13 protein-coding genes are annotated in these 16265 nt (G+C 62.5%); 1 reads left to right on the top strand and 12 read right to left on the bottom strand.

Annotated features, from left to right (window positions below; translation table 11 throughout):
- Window positions 1–10: 10 nt before the first annotated feature.
- The 3 genes from FN060_RS18135 to FN060_RS18125 all read right to left on the bottom strand — a co-directional run bounded on the left by FN060_RS18135 (window position 11) and on the right by FN060_RS18125 (window position 4415).
- Window positions 11–1069 carry an ABC transporter ATP-binding protein gene (locus tag FN060_RS18135; protein WP_142589339.1) on the bottom strand — a complete coding sequence of 353 codons (1059 nt, stop codon included), beginning with the start codon at window positions 1067–1069 and terminating at the stop codon, window positions 11–13.
- A complete protein-coding gene (locus FN060_RS18130; RefSeq protein WP_142589337.1) occupies window positions 1066–3291 on the bottom strand; it encodes an ABC transporter permease in 2226 nt (741 codons plus the stop codon). The genes FN060_RS18135 and FN060_RS18130 overlap by 4 nt, the downstream gene beginning before the upstream one ends.
- A gap of 95 nt (window positions 3292–3386) precedes the next feature.
- Entirely contained in the window at window positions 3387–4415 is a 1029-nt protein-coding gene (locus FN060_RS18125) for an ABC transporter substrate-binding protein (RefSeq protein ID WP_142589335.1), read from the bottom strand.
- A 164-nt stretch (window positions 4416–4579) separates the two neighbouring features.
- On the opposite strand from FN060_RS18125, the gene FN060_RS18120 reads away from it, so the two are divergent.
- Window positions 4580–5590, top strand: coding sequence for a LacI family DNA-binding transcriptional regulator (locus tag FN060_RS18120; protein WP_142589333.1), 1011 nt, complete (start codon window positions 4580–4582; stop codon window positions 5588–5590).
- A gap of 98 nt (window positions 5591–5688) precedes the next feature.
- Here FN060_RS18120 and iolB read toward each other — a convergent pair whose 3' ends face one another.
- From iolB to FN060_RS18075, 9 genes are all read right to left on the bottom strand, one after another.
- On the bottom strand, window positions 5689–6507 hold the full coding sequence (gene iolB / locus FN060_RS18115) for a 5-deoxy-glucuronate isomerase (protein WP_142589332.1): 819 nt from the start codon (window positions 6505–6507) through the stop codon (window positions 5689–5691).
- Between the two features lie 59 nt (window positions 6508–6566).
- Window positions 6567–7472, bottom strand: a complete 906-nt coding sequence (iolE, locus tag FN060_RS18110; RefSeq protein WP_142589330.1) for a myo-inosose-2 dehydratase — start codon at window positions 7470–7472, stop codon at window positions 6567–6569.
- Window positions 7473–7537: 65 nt separating this feature from the next.
- Window positions 7538–9370 carry a 3D-(3,5/4)-trihydroxycyclohexane-1,2-dione acylhydrolase (decyclizing) gene (gene iolD, locus FN060_RS18105; protein WP_142589328.1) on the bottom strand — a complete coding sequence of 611 codons (1833 nt, stop codon included), beginning with the start codon at window positions 9368–9370 and terminating at the stop codon, window positions 7538–7540.
- The gene (locus tag FN060_RS18100; protein WP_142589326.1) at window positions 9367–11322 is read right to left on the bottom strand and encodes a bifunctional 5-dehydro-2-deoxygluconokinase/5-dehydro-2-deoxyphosphogluconate aldolase; all 1956 of its coding nucleotides are present in this window, start codon (window positions 11320–11322) and stop codon (window positions 9367–9369) included. Before FN060_RS18100 ends, iolD begins: the two co-directional genes overlap by 4 nt.
- 23 nt (window positions 11323–11345) lie before the next feature.
- Window positions 11346–12173: a MurR/RpiR family transcriptional regulator gene (locus FN060_RS18095; RefSeq protein ID WP_077545971.1), complete on the bottom strand. Its 828-nt coding sequence runs from the start codon at window positions 12171–12173 to the stop codon at window positions 11346–11348.
- Between the two features lie 7 nt (window positions 12174–12180).
- Window positions 12181–13167 carry an inositol 2-dehydrogenase gene (gene iolG, locus FN060_RS18090; protein ID WP_142589324.1) on the bottom strand — a complete coding sequence of 329 codons (987 nt, stop codon included), beginning with the start codon at window positions 13165–13167 and terminating at the stop codon, window positions 12181–12183.
- Between the two features lie 29 nt (window positions 13168–13196).
- A complete protein-coding gene (locus tag FN060_RS18085; RefSeq protein ID WP_142589322.1) occupies window positions 13197–13976 on the bottom strand; it encodes an ATP-binding cassette domain-containing protein in 780 nt (259 codons plus the stop codon).
- A gap of 11 nt (window positions 13977–13987) precedes the next feature.
- Window positions 13988–15064, bottom strand: coding sequence for an ABC transporter permease (locus FN060_RS18080; RefSeq protein ID WP_142589320.1), 1077 nt, complete (start codon window positions 15062–15064; stop codon window positions 13988–13990).
- A 92-nt stretch (window positions 15065–15156) separates the two neighbouring features.
- Complete coding sequence (locus tag FN060_RS18075) at window positions 15157–16101, bottom strand: sugar ABC transporter substrate-binding protein (protein WP_142589318.1); 945 nt, start codon at window positions 16099–16101, stop codon at window positions 15157–15159.
- Window positions 16102–16265: the final 164 nt, after the last annotated feature.

Below are 16265 nucleotides of genomic sequence, written 5' to 3'. Positions count from 1 at the left end.
CCGCTGTCGGTCAGCGGGTGATGATGGCGATGCCACGGGACCTGAAGGCAACGGAGACGGGCGTAGACGCCGGCAGCATCCGATCCACGGCCGGATCCACGACGAACAGGCTACCGCCTTCCGTTTCCACCTCGTACTCGACATGGCCTCCTAGGTATGCCGCGTGGGTGATGACGCCCCCGAAGGGGGCATCATCGGCGGGTTCCAGAATGATGGCGTTGGGTCTCACCGCGAGCTTCGCCTCCCCCGGCTGGGCGACGTCGCGTCTCGGCACCCGCTGCGTCAACGCTCCCAGGCGGATCAGCGCGTCATCGCCTTCAATGCCAATGACATCGCATGACATGACGTTAGCCTCGCCCATGAAGTCGGCAATGAAGGAGGAAGCAGGTGCCTCATACAGGGCGCGGGGGGCACCTTCCTGTTCGACGCGACCGTCCTTCATGACGATGATGCGGTCGGAGACTGCAAGGGCCTCATCCTGATCGTGCGTGACATAGACGGCGGTGAAGCCGAGCCTCTGCTGCAGATCGCGAATTTCGGTCCTCACGCGACGGCGCAGCCGCGCATCCAGATTGGAGAGAGGCTCGTCGAGGAGCAGAACCTGTGGCTCGAGGACGAGCGCGCGGGCGACGGCAACCCGTTGCTGCTGGCCACCAGAGAGCTCGGCCGGTATCCGATCGCCCATTCCGGCGAGACCGACGAGCGCCAGCCCCTCTTCGGCCCGCTCTCGCGCTTCGTTTGGCTTAACGCCTGATGATCCGAGGCCGTAGGCGACATTCTGGAGAGCCGTCATATGCGGGAATAGCGCGTAGGACTGAAACACCATGGAGACGTCGCGCTCGTTCGCCGGCAGCATCGTCACGTCTTTCCCGCCAATCAAGATGCGGCCGGCGCTGGGATGCTCCAGGCCCGCCAGCATGCGAAGCGTCGTGGTCTTGCCGCAGCCCGAGGGGCCAAGCAGTGTCACCAGAGTGCCCGGCTCGATCGTGATCGACAGGTCGTGGATCGCGGTAAACGAACCGAAGCTCTTTTTGACGTTCTGGAATACCACCGAGCCTGGAGTCTTCATGCTGTTTTCTCCTTCGCGACCGAAAGGGGCATCGAGCCGGCGATGCGATTGGCACGGCGGAGGCGACGCTCGCCGACCAGGAGTTGGAAAACGGCGATGACGGCAATCATCACCACGATCAGGGCGGAGGAATAGGCGATGGCGACGCCGTATTCACCATTCTCCACCAGGCCGACGATGTAGGACGTCGCCATGTTGTGCTCGGCACTCACGAGGAAGATGACGGCACTGATCGACGTGATTGCGCGAACGAAGGAATAGACGAGCGCTGCCGTGATTGCCGGCCGCAGCAGCGGCAGGATCACCTTGCGCAGTGTGCGGAAGCTGTTGGCTCGCAAGGTCAGGGAGGCTTCGTCGAGGCTCTGGTCGAGCTGCTTCATGGCGGCCACTCCGCCGCGCACTCCGACCGGCATGTTGCGGAAGACGAAGCAGGCAATCAGGATTGCGGCCGTACCGGTCATCTCGAGCGGCGGCAGGTTGAATGCCATGATGTAGCTGATGCCGATTACGGTCCCCGGGATCGCAAAGCTCATCATAAGGGCGAACTCGAACAGCTCCCGGCCTGCGAACCGCTGGCGGACGATGAGATAGGCCGTCATCAAGCCGACTGCTGTCGTCAGGGGCGCGGAGATCAGGGCGATCCTCATGGTCGTCCAGAAGGAGTTCCACGCCACGCCGGTCCAGGCGATGCCATCCCCCGTGAAGCTGATGGAGAAGGCGCGGACATAGTGGTCGAGCGTGAAGCTGTTGTCCAAGCCCCAGGTCTTCATGAAGCCGCCGGCGATGATCATGCCGTAGACCACGATCGTGAACATCGCCCAGGGAATCACGATCGCGTGGACGCCGATCGCAACGGAACGGGGCAGGGCGGCGTGAACACCGTTGTCGCCCTTGCCCGTTACGGTGGCGAAGTTTCTCTTCCCGAGCCACAGGCGTTGGGCCAGGAAGGCCGACAGCGTGAAGCAGAGCAGGATGATCGCAAGCACCGCAGCGCGCGAGGGATCGTTCTGCGAGCCGACCACGGCGAAGAATATCTCGGTGGACAGCACCCCATGACTCCCGCCGAGCACCAGAGGGTTGCCGAAGTCAGCCATGCTCTCGATGAAGCCGATGAGGAAGGCGTTCGCGAGACCCGGCTTCATCAGCGGGAGCGAGACGTGCCAGAAGGTCCGCCAGCGGTCGGCGCGCAGCGTCTGTGACGCTTCCTCCATCGAGGGGGACACGCCTTCTACTACGCCGATCAGGACGAGGAAGGAGATCGGAGTGAAGGACAGGACCTGCGCGATCCAGATACCGGTCAGGCCGTAAAGCCAGCGACTGGGCTCGATCCCGAACAAGTCGGAGAGCCCGACGGTGACGAGCCCTGCGCGGCCGAACAGCAGCGTCAGCGCAAGGCCGACGACGAAGGGCGGCGTGATGATCGGCAGGATGGTGAGGAGCCGCAAGCCCTTCTTGAATCGGAACCCCGTCCGGGTTGCCACGAGAGCGAAGGCAAGACCGAGAAGCGTCGAGCCGGTCGCGGTCATGATCGCAAGGAAGAAGGTTCGCCACGCGACACCGCAGCGTCCTTCGCCGATCACGCAGTTCAGGCTCCAGATGGAGGGATCGACGATGTTTCCGAGAAAACCGTCCGGGTTAAAGGATCCGTCGAAATCCTGGAAGGCTCCGACAAACATACTGGCGATCGGATAGAAGACGAATACAGCGACCAGGAAGACCAGCAGCGCAATGGCGCCGACGACGAAGGCGTCGCCCTTCATCACCCCGCATTCCGCGCGGCCGAAGGAGAAGATCAGAATGAAGATGATCGAAAGGATGATCGCGCCGGTGCCCATGGAAGGCTGACCGGTCGAAAGCGTTCCGAAAATTGTCTCGGTCATTGTCCAGGACCAACCGGAAAAGCTGATCGCCAGACCCTGCAGGGCGAGGAAAAGGATGCCAAGCGCGCCGATCCATGTCAGCATCCGGCCGCGCTGTTCAGATTGGCGATAAAGGCTCCGCACCAGAATGGCAGCTACGAGCAGAAGAAGCGCGATGGCCAACCACCAGCGGCCGTGAAGAACGGCCTGAAGAAGGCCAGGGGCGACATCGGTGCCACCGGGGAAGTCGGACAGCCATGACAACCCAAAAAAGCCGCCTTCGATCCGGTACCAGGGAAGGAGGAGAAGGGCGACGGTACCAAGCCCCAGGGCCCAGTCCAGTCGACGATCACTAGTTGTCATGAGACTTCCTGCCGCGCCGATTTATGCGAGATTGCGTGCAGGTGGCCGGTTTCTCAACCGGCAACCTGCGGTTCACGCCGATGAGGCGGTAGAGGTCAGTTCGCCTTGGCGCCGATCTCCCTGTCCCAGCGCTCAAGTAGCGCCTTGCGCCGTTCGGGCTCGCCATAGGTCTTGAAGTCGTAGTCGATCAGCTTGATGTCCTCGAAGCGCGGTGCCTCCTTGGGGATGTCCGCGCTCTTGTTGGAGGGTAGCTGGAAGGATTTGGCGTCCTTCATTCGGGACTGCACCGGCGCAGAAAGTGCCCAGTCATACCACTTCTTGGCGTTCTCGACGTTCTTTGCGCCCTTCACCATCGACATGGAGCCGATCTCGTAGCCGGTACCTTCGCACGGAGCGACGGACTTGACGGGGAAGCCTTCTGCTGTCTGGGACACTGCGTCGTGCATGAAGACGATGCCGAGCCCGGTTTCGCCGCGCGCTGCCGCTTTCACCGGGGCGGATCCAGACTTGGTGTACTGGGAGATATTGGCGTTCAGCTTCTCCATGTAGCCGTAGGCCTCGTCCTCTCCCATGATCTGCACGAGCGAGGCGAGAGCCGTGTAGGCCGTTCCCGACGAATTGGGGTTCGCCATCTGGATCTCACCCTTCAGCGCGGGATCCAGCAGATCGGCCCAGCATTTCGGCTCCTTCCACCCCTTGGACGCGAAGATCTCCGTGTTGTATCCCCAGCCCAGCGCACCGGCATAGATGCCCACCGTCTTGTAGCCTGCGCTTTCTGCCTGCTTGACAGCCCAGGCCTGCAGTTCCCCAAGCATCGGCGACTTGTATTCCTCGGTCAGATTCTCGGCCGCAGCCTGGAGATGAGGGTCTCCCGTACCGCCCCACCAGATATCCGTCTTCGGATTGCGGGCTTCTGCCCGGATCTTGGCGTAGGTCTCTCCGGACGAGAGCCGGACCATGTTAACCGAGATCCCGGTTTCCTTCTGGAAGTCCCCCTGCATCTGTTCGCAGATCACGACGTCTGCCGAGCAGATCAGATTGAGACTGCCATCCGCCTTGGCGTTGAAGGCAATAAGCGATGCGCTCGCGGCAAGCCCTGCCGCGATCAACTTGATCGAGTTCATGTGGTCTCCTCCGGTGTACGGACGCCTCCACGTCCGCCGCTATGCAAGCGTGTGCAAATGCTGCATGATAATTTTCCTGCTGTCAAACCGTAACGCTCCGCGATTAAGGTTTGGCATGCTACGAGACCCGTGCACTCCCGTGCAAGAAGCAGATCGGAACGACGTTGAGCCGAAAAGTTTTCGTAAGTGCCCAGGAGGTGGCGGCCAAGGCTGGCGTTTCACGGTCGGCGGTGTCGCGTACCTTTACGCCGGGGGCCAGCGTTTCGAAGGAAACGCGGCTACGGGTCCTGCAGGCGGCAGAGGAACTCGGATATCACGTAAATCACCTCGCCCGGGGACTCACGCGCCGGGAAAGCGGCATCGTTTGCCTGATCGTTTCGGACCTCGCCACGCCCTATCGATCGAGCCTGCTACGCACATTGACCGACCGGCTTCAGAACTCCCGCCGGGTTGCCATGGTGATCAACACCGATCGCTCCGACGGAAGCGTCGACCGTGCGCTCCAGCAGGCGATACGCTACCGAGCCGAAGCATCGATCATCCTGTCCGGCATGCCGGACAGGTCCATCATCGACCTTTGCCTCAGGAATGGCCAGCGCCTCGTACTCATCAATCGGGACGAAGAGCAGGAAGGCATCCTGCGCATCAATCTCGACGACGCCGTGGCGGCGCAGACCGCCGTCCAGGCATTCTGGAGGGCGGGGTGCAGGCACCTCGCATTCGCCAACTCCGCCGCAGGCACACCCAGCCTGCTGGCGAGGGAAGCAGGGTTCGTGGCGGCAGCCGCGGCACGGGGGCTTCCGGTTCTGGTGGAACGGCAGGGCGCTACCGGATACGAATGCGGGCGTGCGATCGCGCGAAGAATGATGACCGGACGCCAACGCCCCGACGCAGTCTTTTGCGCCACGGATCTGATAGCCTGCGGGTTCATGGATGGCGTACGACACGAGTTCGGCCTCTCCATACCCGCTGATGTCTGTATTGTCGGCTTCGATGATATCGAGCAGGCCTCCTGGGGCTCCTATGATTTGACCACCTTCGCCCAGCCGGTTGATGAGATTGCTCTCGAAACCGTCAGTTGGCTCGGCGCCCACGACAATCTGGCCTCCGGTGAGCGGTCCCTGCTGACACTGCACGCCGAAATGATCTGGCGCAAAACGGTTCGCGCCGGCTGAAGGGCTTTACAGTCTCGACTCCGTTCCAGGCGCGGCCGCTCACGACGGATACGAATGCTGCTACCCCGGCAGGGGAGTACGGCAACGCCTAACGCAATTCAGGCGTCCCGTTTCGCGATCCAGTCATGGTTCGGATGGTTCTGGAAGCGCCATTTGCGGAGAGGGCCCGCCATGACATTGAGATAGTACATGTCGTAGCCGTAAGGAGCAGCGCAGGGGTGGTGGCCTTTCGGGACCAGCACGACATCGTGGTTGGAGACGCTCATCGTCTCGTCCAGCGTCCCGTCCTCGGTGAATACACGTTGATGGCCGTAGCCCTGTTCGGGGTTCAGGCGGTGGTAATAGGTCTCTTCAAGGTAGGTCATCTCCGGAAACCGGTCCTCGTCATGGCGATGCGGTGGGTAGGATGACCAGTTGCCGGCGGGCGTGAACACTTCCGTCACGAGCAGGCTGTCGGCGACATCCGATTCCTCCATGGCGATCGGAAAGATGTAGCGCGTATTGGCGCCCTTGCCGCGTGTCACAAGGTCGGGCACGTCGAGCACCCGAGCCTTGTAGCTTCCCCGTCCAGGTGCTGTGCAGACTGCGAAGGTGCAGTCGGTCACGGCAGTCGCGGTCCAGCTGCTGCCATTCGGTATGTAGGCGCAGGCAGGCTTCTTGCGCTCGAACACGTTCATCCGCTCGCCAAGGACCCCCAGGCTCGCGTCCGCTGCCGCGATCTCTGCCTTGCCTTCGACGAGCACGAGGATCACCTCCCTGTCACCCGTCGCTTCCTCGGCACGTTCCCCCGCCTTCAGTCGGTAGAGCCCGAAGCCGACATAGGACCAGTCCGGCGACTTTGCGCTTCTGGCCTTCTCCACCGTGATGTCGTGCAGCTTTCCGGCTGTGCCGCGTGGCTTGATCAAGAGTTCCGACATTCGTTCTTCCTTCCATCTGGCGATGTGAGCGGCGCTTCAGCGCGGTCGTGGAAGTCTGCTCAATCGCGATCGGCAACCGTGAGCCCGGCCTTGGTGCAAACCGCAAGGATGTGCTCGTAGCCCATTTTCGAATAGTCATAAGGGGGCGCCTTGGCCGGGTCCTGCTCGGCCTCCACGACGATCCAGCCGTGATAGTCCATGCCCTTCAGCCGCTGTGCGACGTCGAGGAAGTCGATCGCTCCATCCCCCGGCACGGTAAAGGCGCCGGCTACAACGGCGTCGAGGAAGCTCCGGTTGTTCTCCCTGACGTACCGGACGACGTCCGGGCGGATATCCTTGAAGTGAACATGATGGATGCGGTCGCCCCAGCGGTCTATGGTCTTGGCAATGTCGCCGCCGCCAAAGACGAGATGGCCGGTATCGAAGCAGAGGGTCACTTCAGGCCCGGAGGATTCCATCAGCCAGTCGATGTCCTCCTGGTCCTCGATGAAGGCGCCCATGTGGTGGTGATAGGAAAGGGTGACGCCCTGGCCGGCCGTCCATTTGGCAAGTTCCGTCAGCTTTCGACCATAGGCATGCACCTCATCGCGGGAGAGCTTGGGCCGGTCGTTGACGGGCACCCCGATCTGCCCCTGCACCGTGTTGGAGCATTCGGCATAGACGATGCAGGGCGCCTGCAACGCCGCGAACTGCTCGACCTGCGGGAAGATCCCCGCCTGTTCCGCGGCGACATCGGAGACCAGGAGATTGCCGGAACACCAGCCGCCGCAAAGGGCGATGTCGAACCGTTGGAGGAACAGCCTCAAACCTTCCGTGTCCTGCGGCATGCGGCGGCCACGCTCGACACCGGTATAGCCGATCTCGCGCGCCTCCTCGAGCGCCTGTTCCATTGTGTAGGCGGCGGTGAGATCCGGCAGGTCATCGTTCTGCCAGGCGATGGGGGAGATGCCGATCTTGACACTCATCTGCTTATCCTTTGCCGCGCGGGGTGGCGATGTTGTTGTGCTTCATGTTCACGGGAGATCGAGCCTCAGTTGACCCGCTGTCGCTTGAGGTTTTCCAGGTAGCGCTCCCGCGCCTTTCGTACGGGCTCGCGGGCCGAGACCTCCGGGACCGCGACGTCCCACCAACTGCCGCCTGCTTCCGTCGATGGATAGGGATCGGTGTCGATGACGACCACGAAGGGTCCGGGCGCCTCACGTGCTTCGACGAGCGCGGCCTCGAGTTCCGCGATCGTGGCGACCTTCCGTGTCTCGGCCCCCATGGAGGCGGCGTGGGCGGCAAAGTCGATGCGCGAGGGATTCACGTGCTGGGCGTGGTCGAGAAGATTGTTGAACTCCGCTCCGCCGGTGCTCATCTGCAGCCGGTTGATGCATCCGAAGCCGCGATTGTCCGTTAGCACCACCGTGATCTTGACGCCCATCATAACCGCGGTCGCCAGTTCGGAATTCGCCATCATGTAGGACCCGTCGCCGATCATGCACACGACATCCTGATCCGGCTCCGCCATCTTGATGCCGATCGCCCCAGCGATCTCGTAGCCCATGCAGGAGTAGCCATATTCCATGTGATAGGACATCGGCCGGCCGGCTTTCCAGAGCTTGTGCAGTTCTCCCGGCATGGTGCCGGCGGCGCACATCACCACGGTCTTCGGACCTGCCGAACGCTGTACGGCGCCGATCACCTGCATGTCGGTCGGCAGCGCGTTCTCTTCGGGGTCCGGCGCGTCTGTGACCCTGTCCGCTGCCGCGAACCAGTCCGCCTTCAGCGCAGGATCGGCTGCGGCGAAACGAGCGTCACCGAGAGCCTGCGCAAGGGCAGAGAGCCCGGCCGCCGCGTCGGCGCACAGCGGCTCGGCACCGTGCTTTGACGCATCATAGGCCTGGACGTTGAGGCTGATCAGCTTGCGGCCGGGATTGTTGAAGAGGGCCCAGGAGCCGGTGGTGAAATCCTGGAAGCGCGTTCCGACGCCCAGAACGACGTCAGCGTCAGCGCAGACGGCGTTGGCGCTGGATGCGCCGGTCACGCCGACGGGGCCGAAATTGAGCCGGTGATCCCAGGGAAGCGAAGACTTGCCCGCCTGCGTCTCCACGACCGGAATGTCGAAGCGTTCGGCAAATGCCTGCAGGTTGGCATGTGCCTGCCCATAGTGCACGCCGCCGCCTGCAATGATGACCGGGTTCCGGGCCGTCCTGAGGATGGCGGCAACCTGCCGGACTTCGACGAGATCCGGCTGAGGGCGGCGGATGCGCCATGTCTTCTGCGCGAAGAAGTCCTCCGACCAGTCGTATGCCTCGGCCTGCACGTCCTGACAGAAGGCGAGGGTAACCGGTCCGCAGTCGGCAGGATCCGTCATCGTACGGAAGGCCCGGGGCAGGGCCGTCAGCAATTGCTCCGGCCGCATGATCCGGTCGAAGTAGCGGCTCACAGGGCGGAAGCAGTCATTGGCTGAGACGGTGCCGTCATCGAAATCCTCGACCTGCTGCAGAACGGGATCCGGTCCGCGCCCGGCAAAGACATCGCCTGGCATGAGAAGAACGGGAAGCCGATTGACATGCGCCAGTGCCGCCGCGGTCACCATGTTCGTGGCACCGGGGCCGATGGAGGACGTAACCATCATCGCCCGACGTCGTCCAAGCTGCTTGGCGTAGGCGATTGCAGTATGCGCCATGGTCTGCTCATTGTGGCCGCGCCAGGTCTGGAGGCGTTCGCGCTCACTGTGCAGCGCCTCGCCGATGCCGGCCACGTTGCCGTGCCCGAAGATGGCCCAGCAGCCGGCGATGAAGGGCTCGCCGTCCTCGTTCAATTGGTTGGCGATATAGCGGATGGCGGCCTGTGCCGCAGTCAGTCGGATCGTCTTCATGCTGTCTCTCCGGCGTATGTGGAGCCTGTTTCCGTTGCTGCGGCCCGGGCCTCGTCCCAGATCCGGCAGAGGCGGCCGTAGCGCTCCTGCATCATGGCGATTGCTTCGGCGTCGCTGATCTCCCCCTTCAGCCAGCGTCGCGCAGCATCGGCGAAGATCGTGCGCCCGACGGCAAAGCCCTTGACGAGGTCGAACTGTGCAGCTGCCCGGAAGCTTTGCTGCAGGTCCGCCTCCGGTGCATCAAGGCCCAGGATCACGATGCCGCGGATATGCGGGTCGTTTTCCTCGATAGCCTGGCAGGCGGCTTGCCATGCGGCAGGCGAGTGCATCGGCTCCAGCTTCCACCAGTCGGGGTAAATCCCGATCTCATAGAAGCGGCGAATGAGATCGGCGGTTGTCCGATCATCTACCGGACCGGCCTTGGAGGGGATGATCTCCAGCAGGAACTCCAGGTCGTTGCGTCGGGCGGCGGCGAAGAGGCGAAGCAGTGTCTCCTCCTGCTGCTGGCGCAGTTCCGTGCTGTCGCCGGGATGGCAGAAGCACAGGACCTTCACCACGTGGTCCTTCGGCCAGTTTTCCAGTCCGCCGCAGTCCGGCCCGAGATACGGCTCCAGCGTCAGCGGTCGGGAGCCCGGCCATTCGGTCGGCCGGCCAATCCAGAGGCCGGTGCCAGTAGCTGCATGCAGCGCCTTGCGGCCCAGCCGGTCATCGCAAAGTATGCCGTAGCCATGGTGGCCACCTGCAACCTTCAAGGCAGATTGCAGGCAGAGGGTCTTGAACTGACCGATCCGGCTCATCTCCGCTCCCGCCTCCTTGGCGAGGGTTTCAAGTTGCATGCGGTGGTCGAAGGCGAAGATTCGCATCTGGGGCCAGTCGCCCTTGCGGTTGGTGGACCAATGGACCTGCTCCAGTGCCGCATCGTTGCGCAGGTCCGGGCGCTTGACACCTCGTTTCAGGAAGAACTGCAACTCCTCCCATGAGGGATAGGCGGGCGTGCAGCCATGGCGGGAAACGGCAAAGGCGCCGCAGGCATTGGCGTAAGTCAGCGCCGTCTCCCAGCTTTCGTTTCTCAACCAGCCGCGCAGCAGGCCGGACATGAAGCCATCCCCGGCGCCCAGCACGTTGAAGACCTCGATCGGGAAGCCGGGGCCCGATCGCCCATCGTCCAGCCGACCGCCGATCTCGGACTCGAACGCGACGGCACCCATGGGACCGCGCTTGCAGACGAGGGTGGCAGACGAGACCTTGCGCACGTTGCGCAGGGCCTCGATCGTATCGGTCGAGCCTCCGGCGATGTGGAACTCCTCTTCCGTTCCGACGATAAGGTCGAAGAGGTGGAGCGTGGATTGCAATTTTGCGGTCACCGCCCCGGATTCGATGAAACGGCTTTCGCCCGCCCCATGGCCGGCGAGGCCCCACAGGTTGGGGCGGTAGTCGATGTCGAGCGCCGTTCGGGCGCCATGCTTGCGGGCGAGGTCGAGGGCCTTCAGGACCGCGGCTTCCGTGCGCGGATGGGAGAGGTGCGTTCCGGTGGCGCAGACACAAGCCGCAGAGCCTATGAAGTCCTCGTCAATGTCATCCTCGCAGAGCGCCATGTCGGCGCAGTTCTCACGGTAGAAGATCAGCGGGAAACTGTGCTCGTCCCGGATACCCAGAAGCACCAGTGCCGTCAGCCGCTCGGGATCGGTCTTCACCCCCGTCACGTCGACGCCCTCCGCGACCAGCTGTTCGCGGATGAAACGCCCCATGTGCTCGTCGCCGACCCGGGTGATCACCGCCGACTTCAGGCCCAGCCGCGCCGAGCCCGCAGCGATGTTGGTGGGGCTGCCCCCGATATACTTGGAGAAGGAGCGCATGTCCTCAAGCCGCCCTCCGACCTGATCGCCGTAGAGATCGACCGATGAGCGACCTATGGTGATGAGGTCGAGCGGCTTCGTGCTTTGCTTCCGCATGACGTCGGTGTCTCCCTAGGTTCTCATTGCATGTGTCGGCGCCGCTCGGCGATCGCCACCGGCAAGGCGGAAACGATCGCCATGGATGCGGCGATCGAGCGGAAGCCCGCATAGTCGTTCTCTGCGATCTCGAGCCAGACCTTGGACAATGGAGCGAGAGGCGAGAGCGGAGAGTCCGTCAGCGATACGATCGGCACACCACGGTCGTGCAGGCGCGCTGCCAGGTCCACGGTGTCCGAGGCATAGGGCGCGAAGGAGCAGATGAAGGCCGTATCGTCGGCCTGCGCCATGTCGGCTATCTCCTCATCTATCCCGTTCGTGGAGCCGACCATGATGGCGCGGATGCCAAGCTTGCCGAACGCATAGGCAAGATGTGCGGCGAGCGGATAGGAGCGCCGACGGGCGATGAGATAGATGGTGCGAGCGCGTGCCAGCACCGTCACGACCTTGGCGAATTCCGCATCCGTCACCTGCGCGGAGAGCTTGTCCACGGAGTTTCGCGCCGCATCGATGAAGCCATGCATGACCGTGCCGTCGAACGTCCCGGGGGAGGCCTTTGCTTCAAGCCGGCTGAGGCGCTCTTCGTAGCTGGATGCGCGCTCCATCAGCCGCTCGCGGAAGACCTGCTGCAGGTCGGAGAAGCCTTCGTACCCGAGATGGTGTGCAAGCCGGACCAGCGTCGATGGTTGTACCTGCGCCGCCTTGGCAATGGAGGCTGTCGTGCCCAGCGCAATCTCGTCGGGATTGGCCAGGACATAGCCTGCCGCTTCCGCCAGGCGTTTGGGCAAGGTGTCCTGCGCACCGACGATGCGGCTGCGCAGGATCTCAAAACTGTTCTTGGCCTTGACCATAACATCCTCAGAGCACGACCACGACGCCCTGCTTTGCCGAACGCAGAGCCGCATCCGCGAGTTTGAGGGCGCGCAGGCCATCTTCGCCGCTCGGGGAGGGGGACGCCCCGTCCTTGAGTACGGAAACGAAGGCGGCAATCTCCGCCGCGTAGGCCTCCACATAGCGGGTCATGAAGAAGTCGTGCAGGGGAGGTCGGGTGAAGCCGTCGCCGGCCGCGAGTTCGATCGTCACGGGGCGCTGGTTCTCAACAGAGACGGCGCCCTTCGAGCCGTGCACCTCCACCCGCTGGTCATAGCCGTAGGTGGCGCGTCGCGAGTTCGAAATCGTGCAGTGCTTGCCCGACGCCGTGGTCAGAGTGACGGAGGCGCTGTCGTAATCGACGCCTTCGATCGTCTTGTCGGTCAGGACCGAGCCGGTGGCGTAGACGGTCGCGGGTTCCTCGCCCAGGAGGAAGCGGGCCATGTCGAAGTCGTGGATGGTCATGTCGCGAAAGATGCCGCCGGAGGTCTTGATGTAGTCCATCGGCGGGGCGCCCGGGTCACGCGAGACGATCTGGATCATCTCGACTTCACCAATGCGTCCATCGGAGATGGCCTTCTTGACCGCCGCGAAGTGCGGATCGTAGCGGCGCTGGAAGCCGAGCATGAGCTTTGCGCCGGTGTCGCGAACGACCTTGAGGCAAGATTCGGCACGGGCGACATCGAGGTCTACCGGCTTTTCGCAGAAGATCGCCTTTCCGGCGCGTGCGAACATCTCGATCAGGTCTGCATGGGTGTTCGTCGGCGTGCAGATGATCACCGCATCCACCGTCGGATCGGCGGCGATCTCGTCGATCGTCGAAACTCGGCAGCTATATTGCTCGGCTATCGCCCTGGCTGCGTCCGCGACGGGATCGGCAACGAAGGCGAGTTCTGCATCTGGATTGCCGGCAATGGCCCGCGCATGCACCTTGCCGATGCGACCAGCGCCGAGTAGGGCGAATGTTAGTGTCATGTTGTCCTCTTGTCTGGGAGATGAGCGGTTTACGCCGCCGTATCCTTAAATTCGGCGCCTGTCTTGGCGCCCGTGATGTATGCCACGACATCCTGACCGTCGGTCTCGTCCTTCTTCAGGTCGGCAACGATGCGCCCCCGCCGAAAGACGACAATACGATCGACAAGATCGAAGACCTGCCGCATGTTGTGGCTGATGAGGATCAGCGGTTCTCCCTGTTGCTTCAGGGTCCGGATGATGTTCTCCACCTGGGCGGTTTCCTGAACGCCCAGTGCTGCCGTCGGCTCGTCCATGATCGTCAACTTGGAATGAAAGGTGGCCGTGCGTGCGATGGCCACGCATTGCCGTTGGCCGCCCGACATGTTTCGGATCGTGTTCCTCAGATTGGGAATTTTCACCGCCGTCTTCTCCAGCGCCTCCAAGGTGCGCTGCCGCATGGCCTTGTAGTCAAGGATGGAGAAAGGCCCGAAACGGAAGCGGACCAGTTCGCGGCCAAGAAAGAGGTTGTCGGGAACGTCCAGTTCGTCCGCAAGCGCAAGCGACTGGAACACGGTTTCAATGCCCGCCTCGCGCGCCTCCATCGGATTCTCGAACGCCACAGGTTCGCCGTTGAAGATGATCTGGCCCCGGGTCGGCCGCTCGACACCGGTGATCTGCCTGACGAAGGTAGATTTGCCGGCACCATTGTCGCCCATGATGGCGACATGTTCGCCCGCGTGGATCCTGAAGTTGGCGCCCTCTAGCGCATGGACGCCGCCATAATGCTTCGTCAGGCCGACCGTTTCGAGGATGGTGTTGCTGCTAGTCATGACGTCCTCCCTCATGGACCCCAGGCGGCCCGGCGCTGGCGCCACTGGTCCAGCACCACTGCGGCGACGATGATCCCGCCCTTCACCATCTCCTGATAATAGGCATCGAGCCTCAGGAAGGTGAAGCCGGAGATGATAACGCCGAAGATGAGTGCACCGAGCACGGTGCCGACGATCGAGCCGCGGCCGCCTGACAACGAGACGCCGCCGATAACGGCCATGGCGATGGCGTCCAGCTCGTACATCACCCCCATTCCCGCCTGGGCAGTCAGGTTCTTCGAGGACAGGACGATCGCTGCCACGCCGGCGAGCATTCCGGCGATGGTGTAGACGAGAACCTTGTGTCGGCCCACCTTGATCCCCGACATGCGGGCGGCGTCTTCATTCGAGCCGATGGCGTAGGTGTGCTTCCCGTAAACGGTGTGGCGCAAGACCAGATGGAAGAGGATCGCGAGAGCCACGAATATGATGACAGGCATGAGCCCATCGCCGACGGCACGGTAACCTTCGGTCGGGAACGAGATCGGCCTGCCAGCGGTCCACCACTTGGCGATGCCGCGAGCCGTTACCATCATTCCCAATGTCGCGATGAAGGGCGGTATTCCGGTGTAGGCGATCAGCGCGCCGTTGATGATCCCTGCGAGGAGGCCGAACAGGAGTGCAACTGCAATCGGTACAAGGACAGGAAGGTCCGTGGCCCATGGGCCCAGTGCCAGCGTCGGGTTAGCATTGCCGTTTACTTCCGCGACCTGGGCAAAGCTCATTGCGATCATGGCGGCGGCACCCACCACCGAACCGGACGACAGGTCGATACCGCCAGAGATGATGACCTGCGTCACGCCGATGGCAATGATGCCGACGATCGACACTTGAAGGATGATGATGCGCAGCCGCTGCTCATTGAAGATCGAGCTGCTCCGGCCCGAGCTGTCGAACAGAAAGCTCTGTCCCATCATCAGGTGGCCGAGCAATTCGAAGATGCCGATGATGAGGATGAGCGCGATCAGCACGTTCATCTCGTTTGGCCATCGGCGCTTCGAGCCGTCGAAGGTAAGGCCGCCGACGCCGTGCAGGTTGGAAGTCGCCATCGCTCAGACTCCGAAGTTCAGCAGCAACAGATGGGGGGCTGGTCGTTGTGGCGAGGGCAGCCGAGACGACCCTCGCCAGTTTGGCGCGACACTCAGTTCTTTGACTTGTAGTCGGCGATGTTGTCGGGTGTGACCAACTGGAACGGGATGTAGACTTTCTGATCGACGCTTTCGCCCTTGGCGAGTTTCAGGGCGGCGTCGACTGCTCCCTTGCCTTGGCCGGCCGCATCCTGGAAGACGGTGACATCGAGGTCACCAGCTTCCATCGCAGCCAGTGCATCCTGGGTGGCGTCGACCCCGCCGACGATGACATCTTCCATCGACACGTTTGCGGCCTTCATTGCCTGGATTGCGCCGAGCGCCATCTCGTCGTTGTTGGAGATCACCGCGTCGAATTTCTCGCCCGTGGAGAGCCAGTTGGTCATCAGGTCCTGCGCCTCGTCGCGGGACCAGTTGGCGGTCTGCTCATCGATGATCTGCAGTTCAACCTGGCATTCGCCCGACTTCATCACGTCCTTTATATCCTGCGTCCGCATAACCGCGGCCTGGTTGGAAAGCTCGCCCATCATGACGTAGATGCGCGCGGGGTTCTTTCCCTTCCCGCTAAGCAGTCGGCAGACCTCCTTTGTCTCGAGCGTACCCGACTCCTGTTCGTTGGAAGCGACAAAGGCCTGGTTGTCCGGCAATGAGTCCACGTTGATCGGCTCGCGGTTGACATAAACCAGCGGCACACCGGCGGCTTCGGCCGCCTTGGTCATGGCTTCGGTCGCCGAGGTATCAACCGGATTGACAATGATGGCGTCGACGCCAGAGGCGACGAAGTTGTTGATCTGGTCGAGCTGCTTTGCGACGTCATTCTGAGCGTCCTCGATTTGCAGCTCTACCCCGTCCAGTGTCTTGACGTAGTCACTCATGCCGTTGCGCAGGACGGTCAGGAAATTGTCGTCGAACAGGGCCATCGATACGCCGATGTTCTCGGCATGGGCAGCAGTCGACATAAGGGCCGCCATTATAGCGCCCAGAACGAGCTTCTTCATGATCTTTCCTCCTCTGCGGGTGCCGGTTCACCCGTGATAGCCCGGATCGGCGGTCCTTGGTGGCCGCGCCTAATCTTCCCACCTCCCCGTGGAAAGTTTAGTCCTTCAATGCTTCACAATGAAATGATTATTCCATTTTTGCGCGGAGTCAACCCGTCTCTTCC

It is taken from the genome of Pseudorhizobium halotolerans (assembly GCF_902153235.2).
Classification (GTDB): domain Bacteria; phylum Pseudomonadota; class Alphaproteobacteria; order Rhizobiales; family Rhizobiaceae; genus Neorhizobium; species Neorhizobium flavum.
The sequence above is the reverse complement of the archived record's forward strand: the minus strand, read 5'-3'. Positions and strand labels throughout refer to the sequence as shown.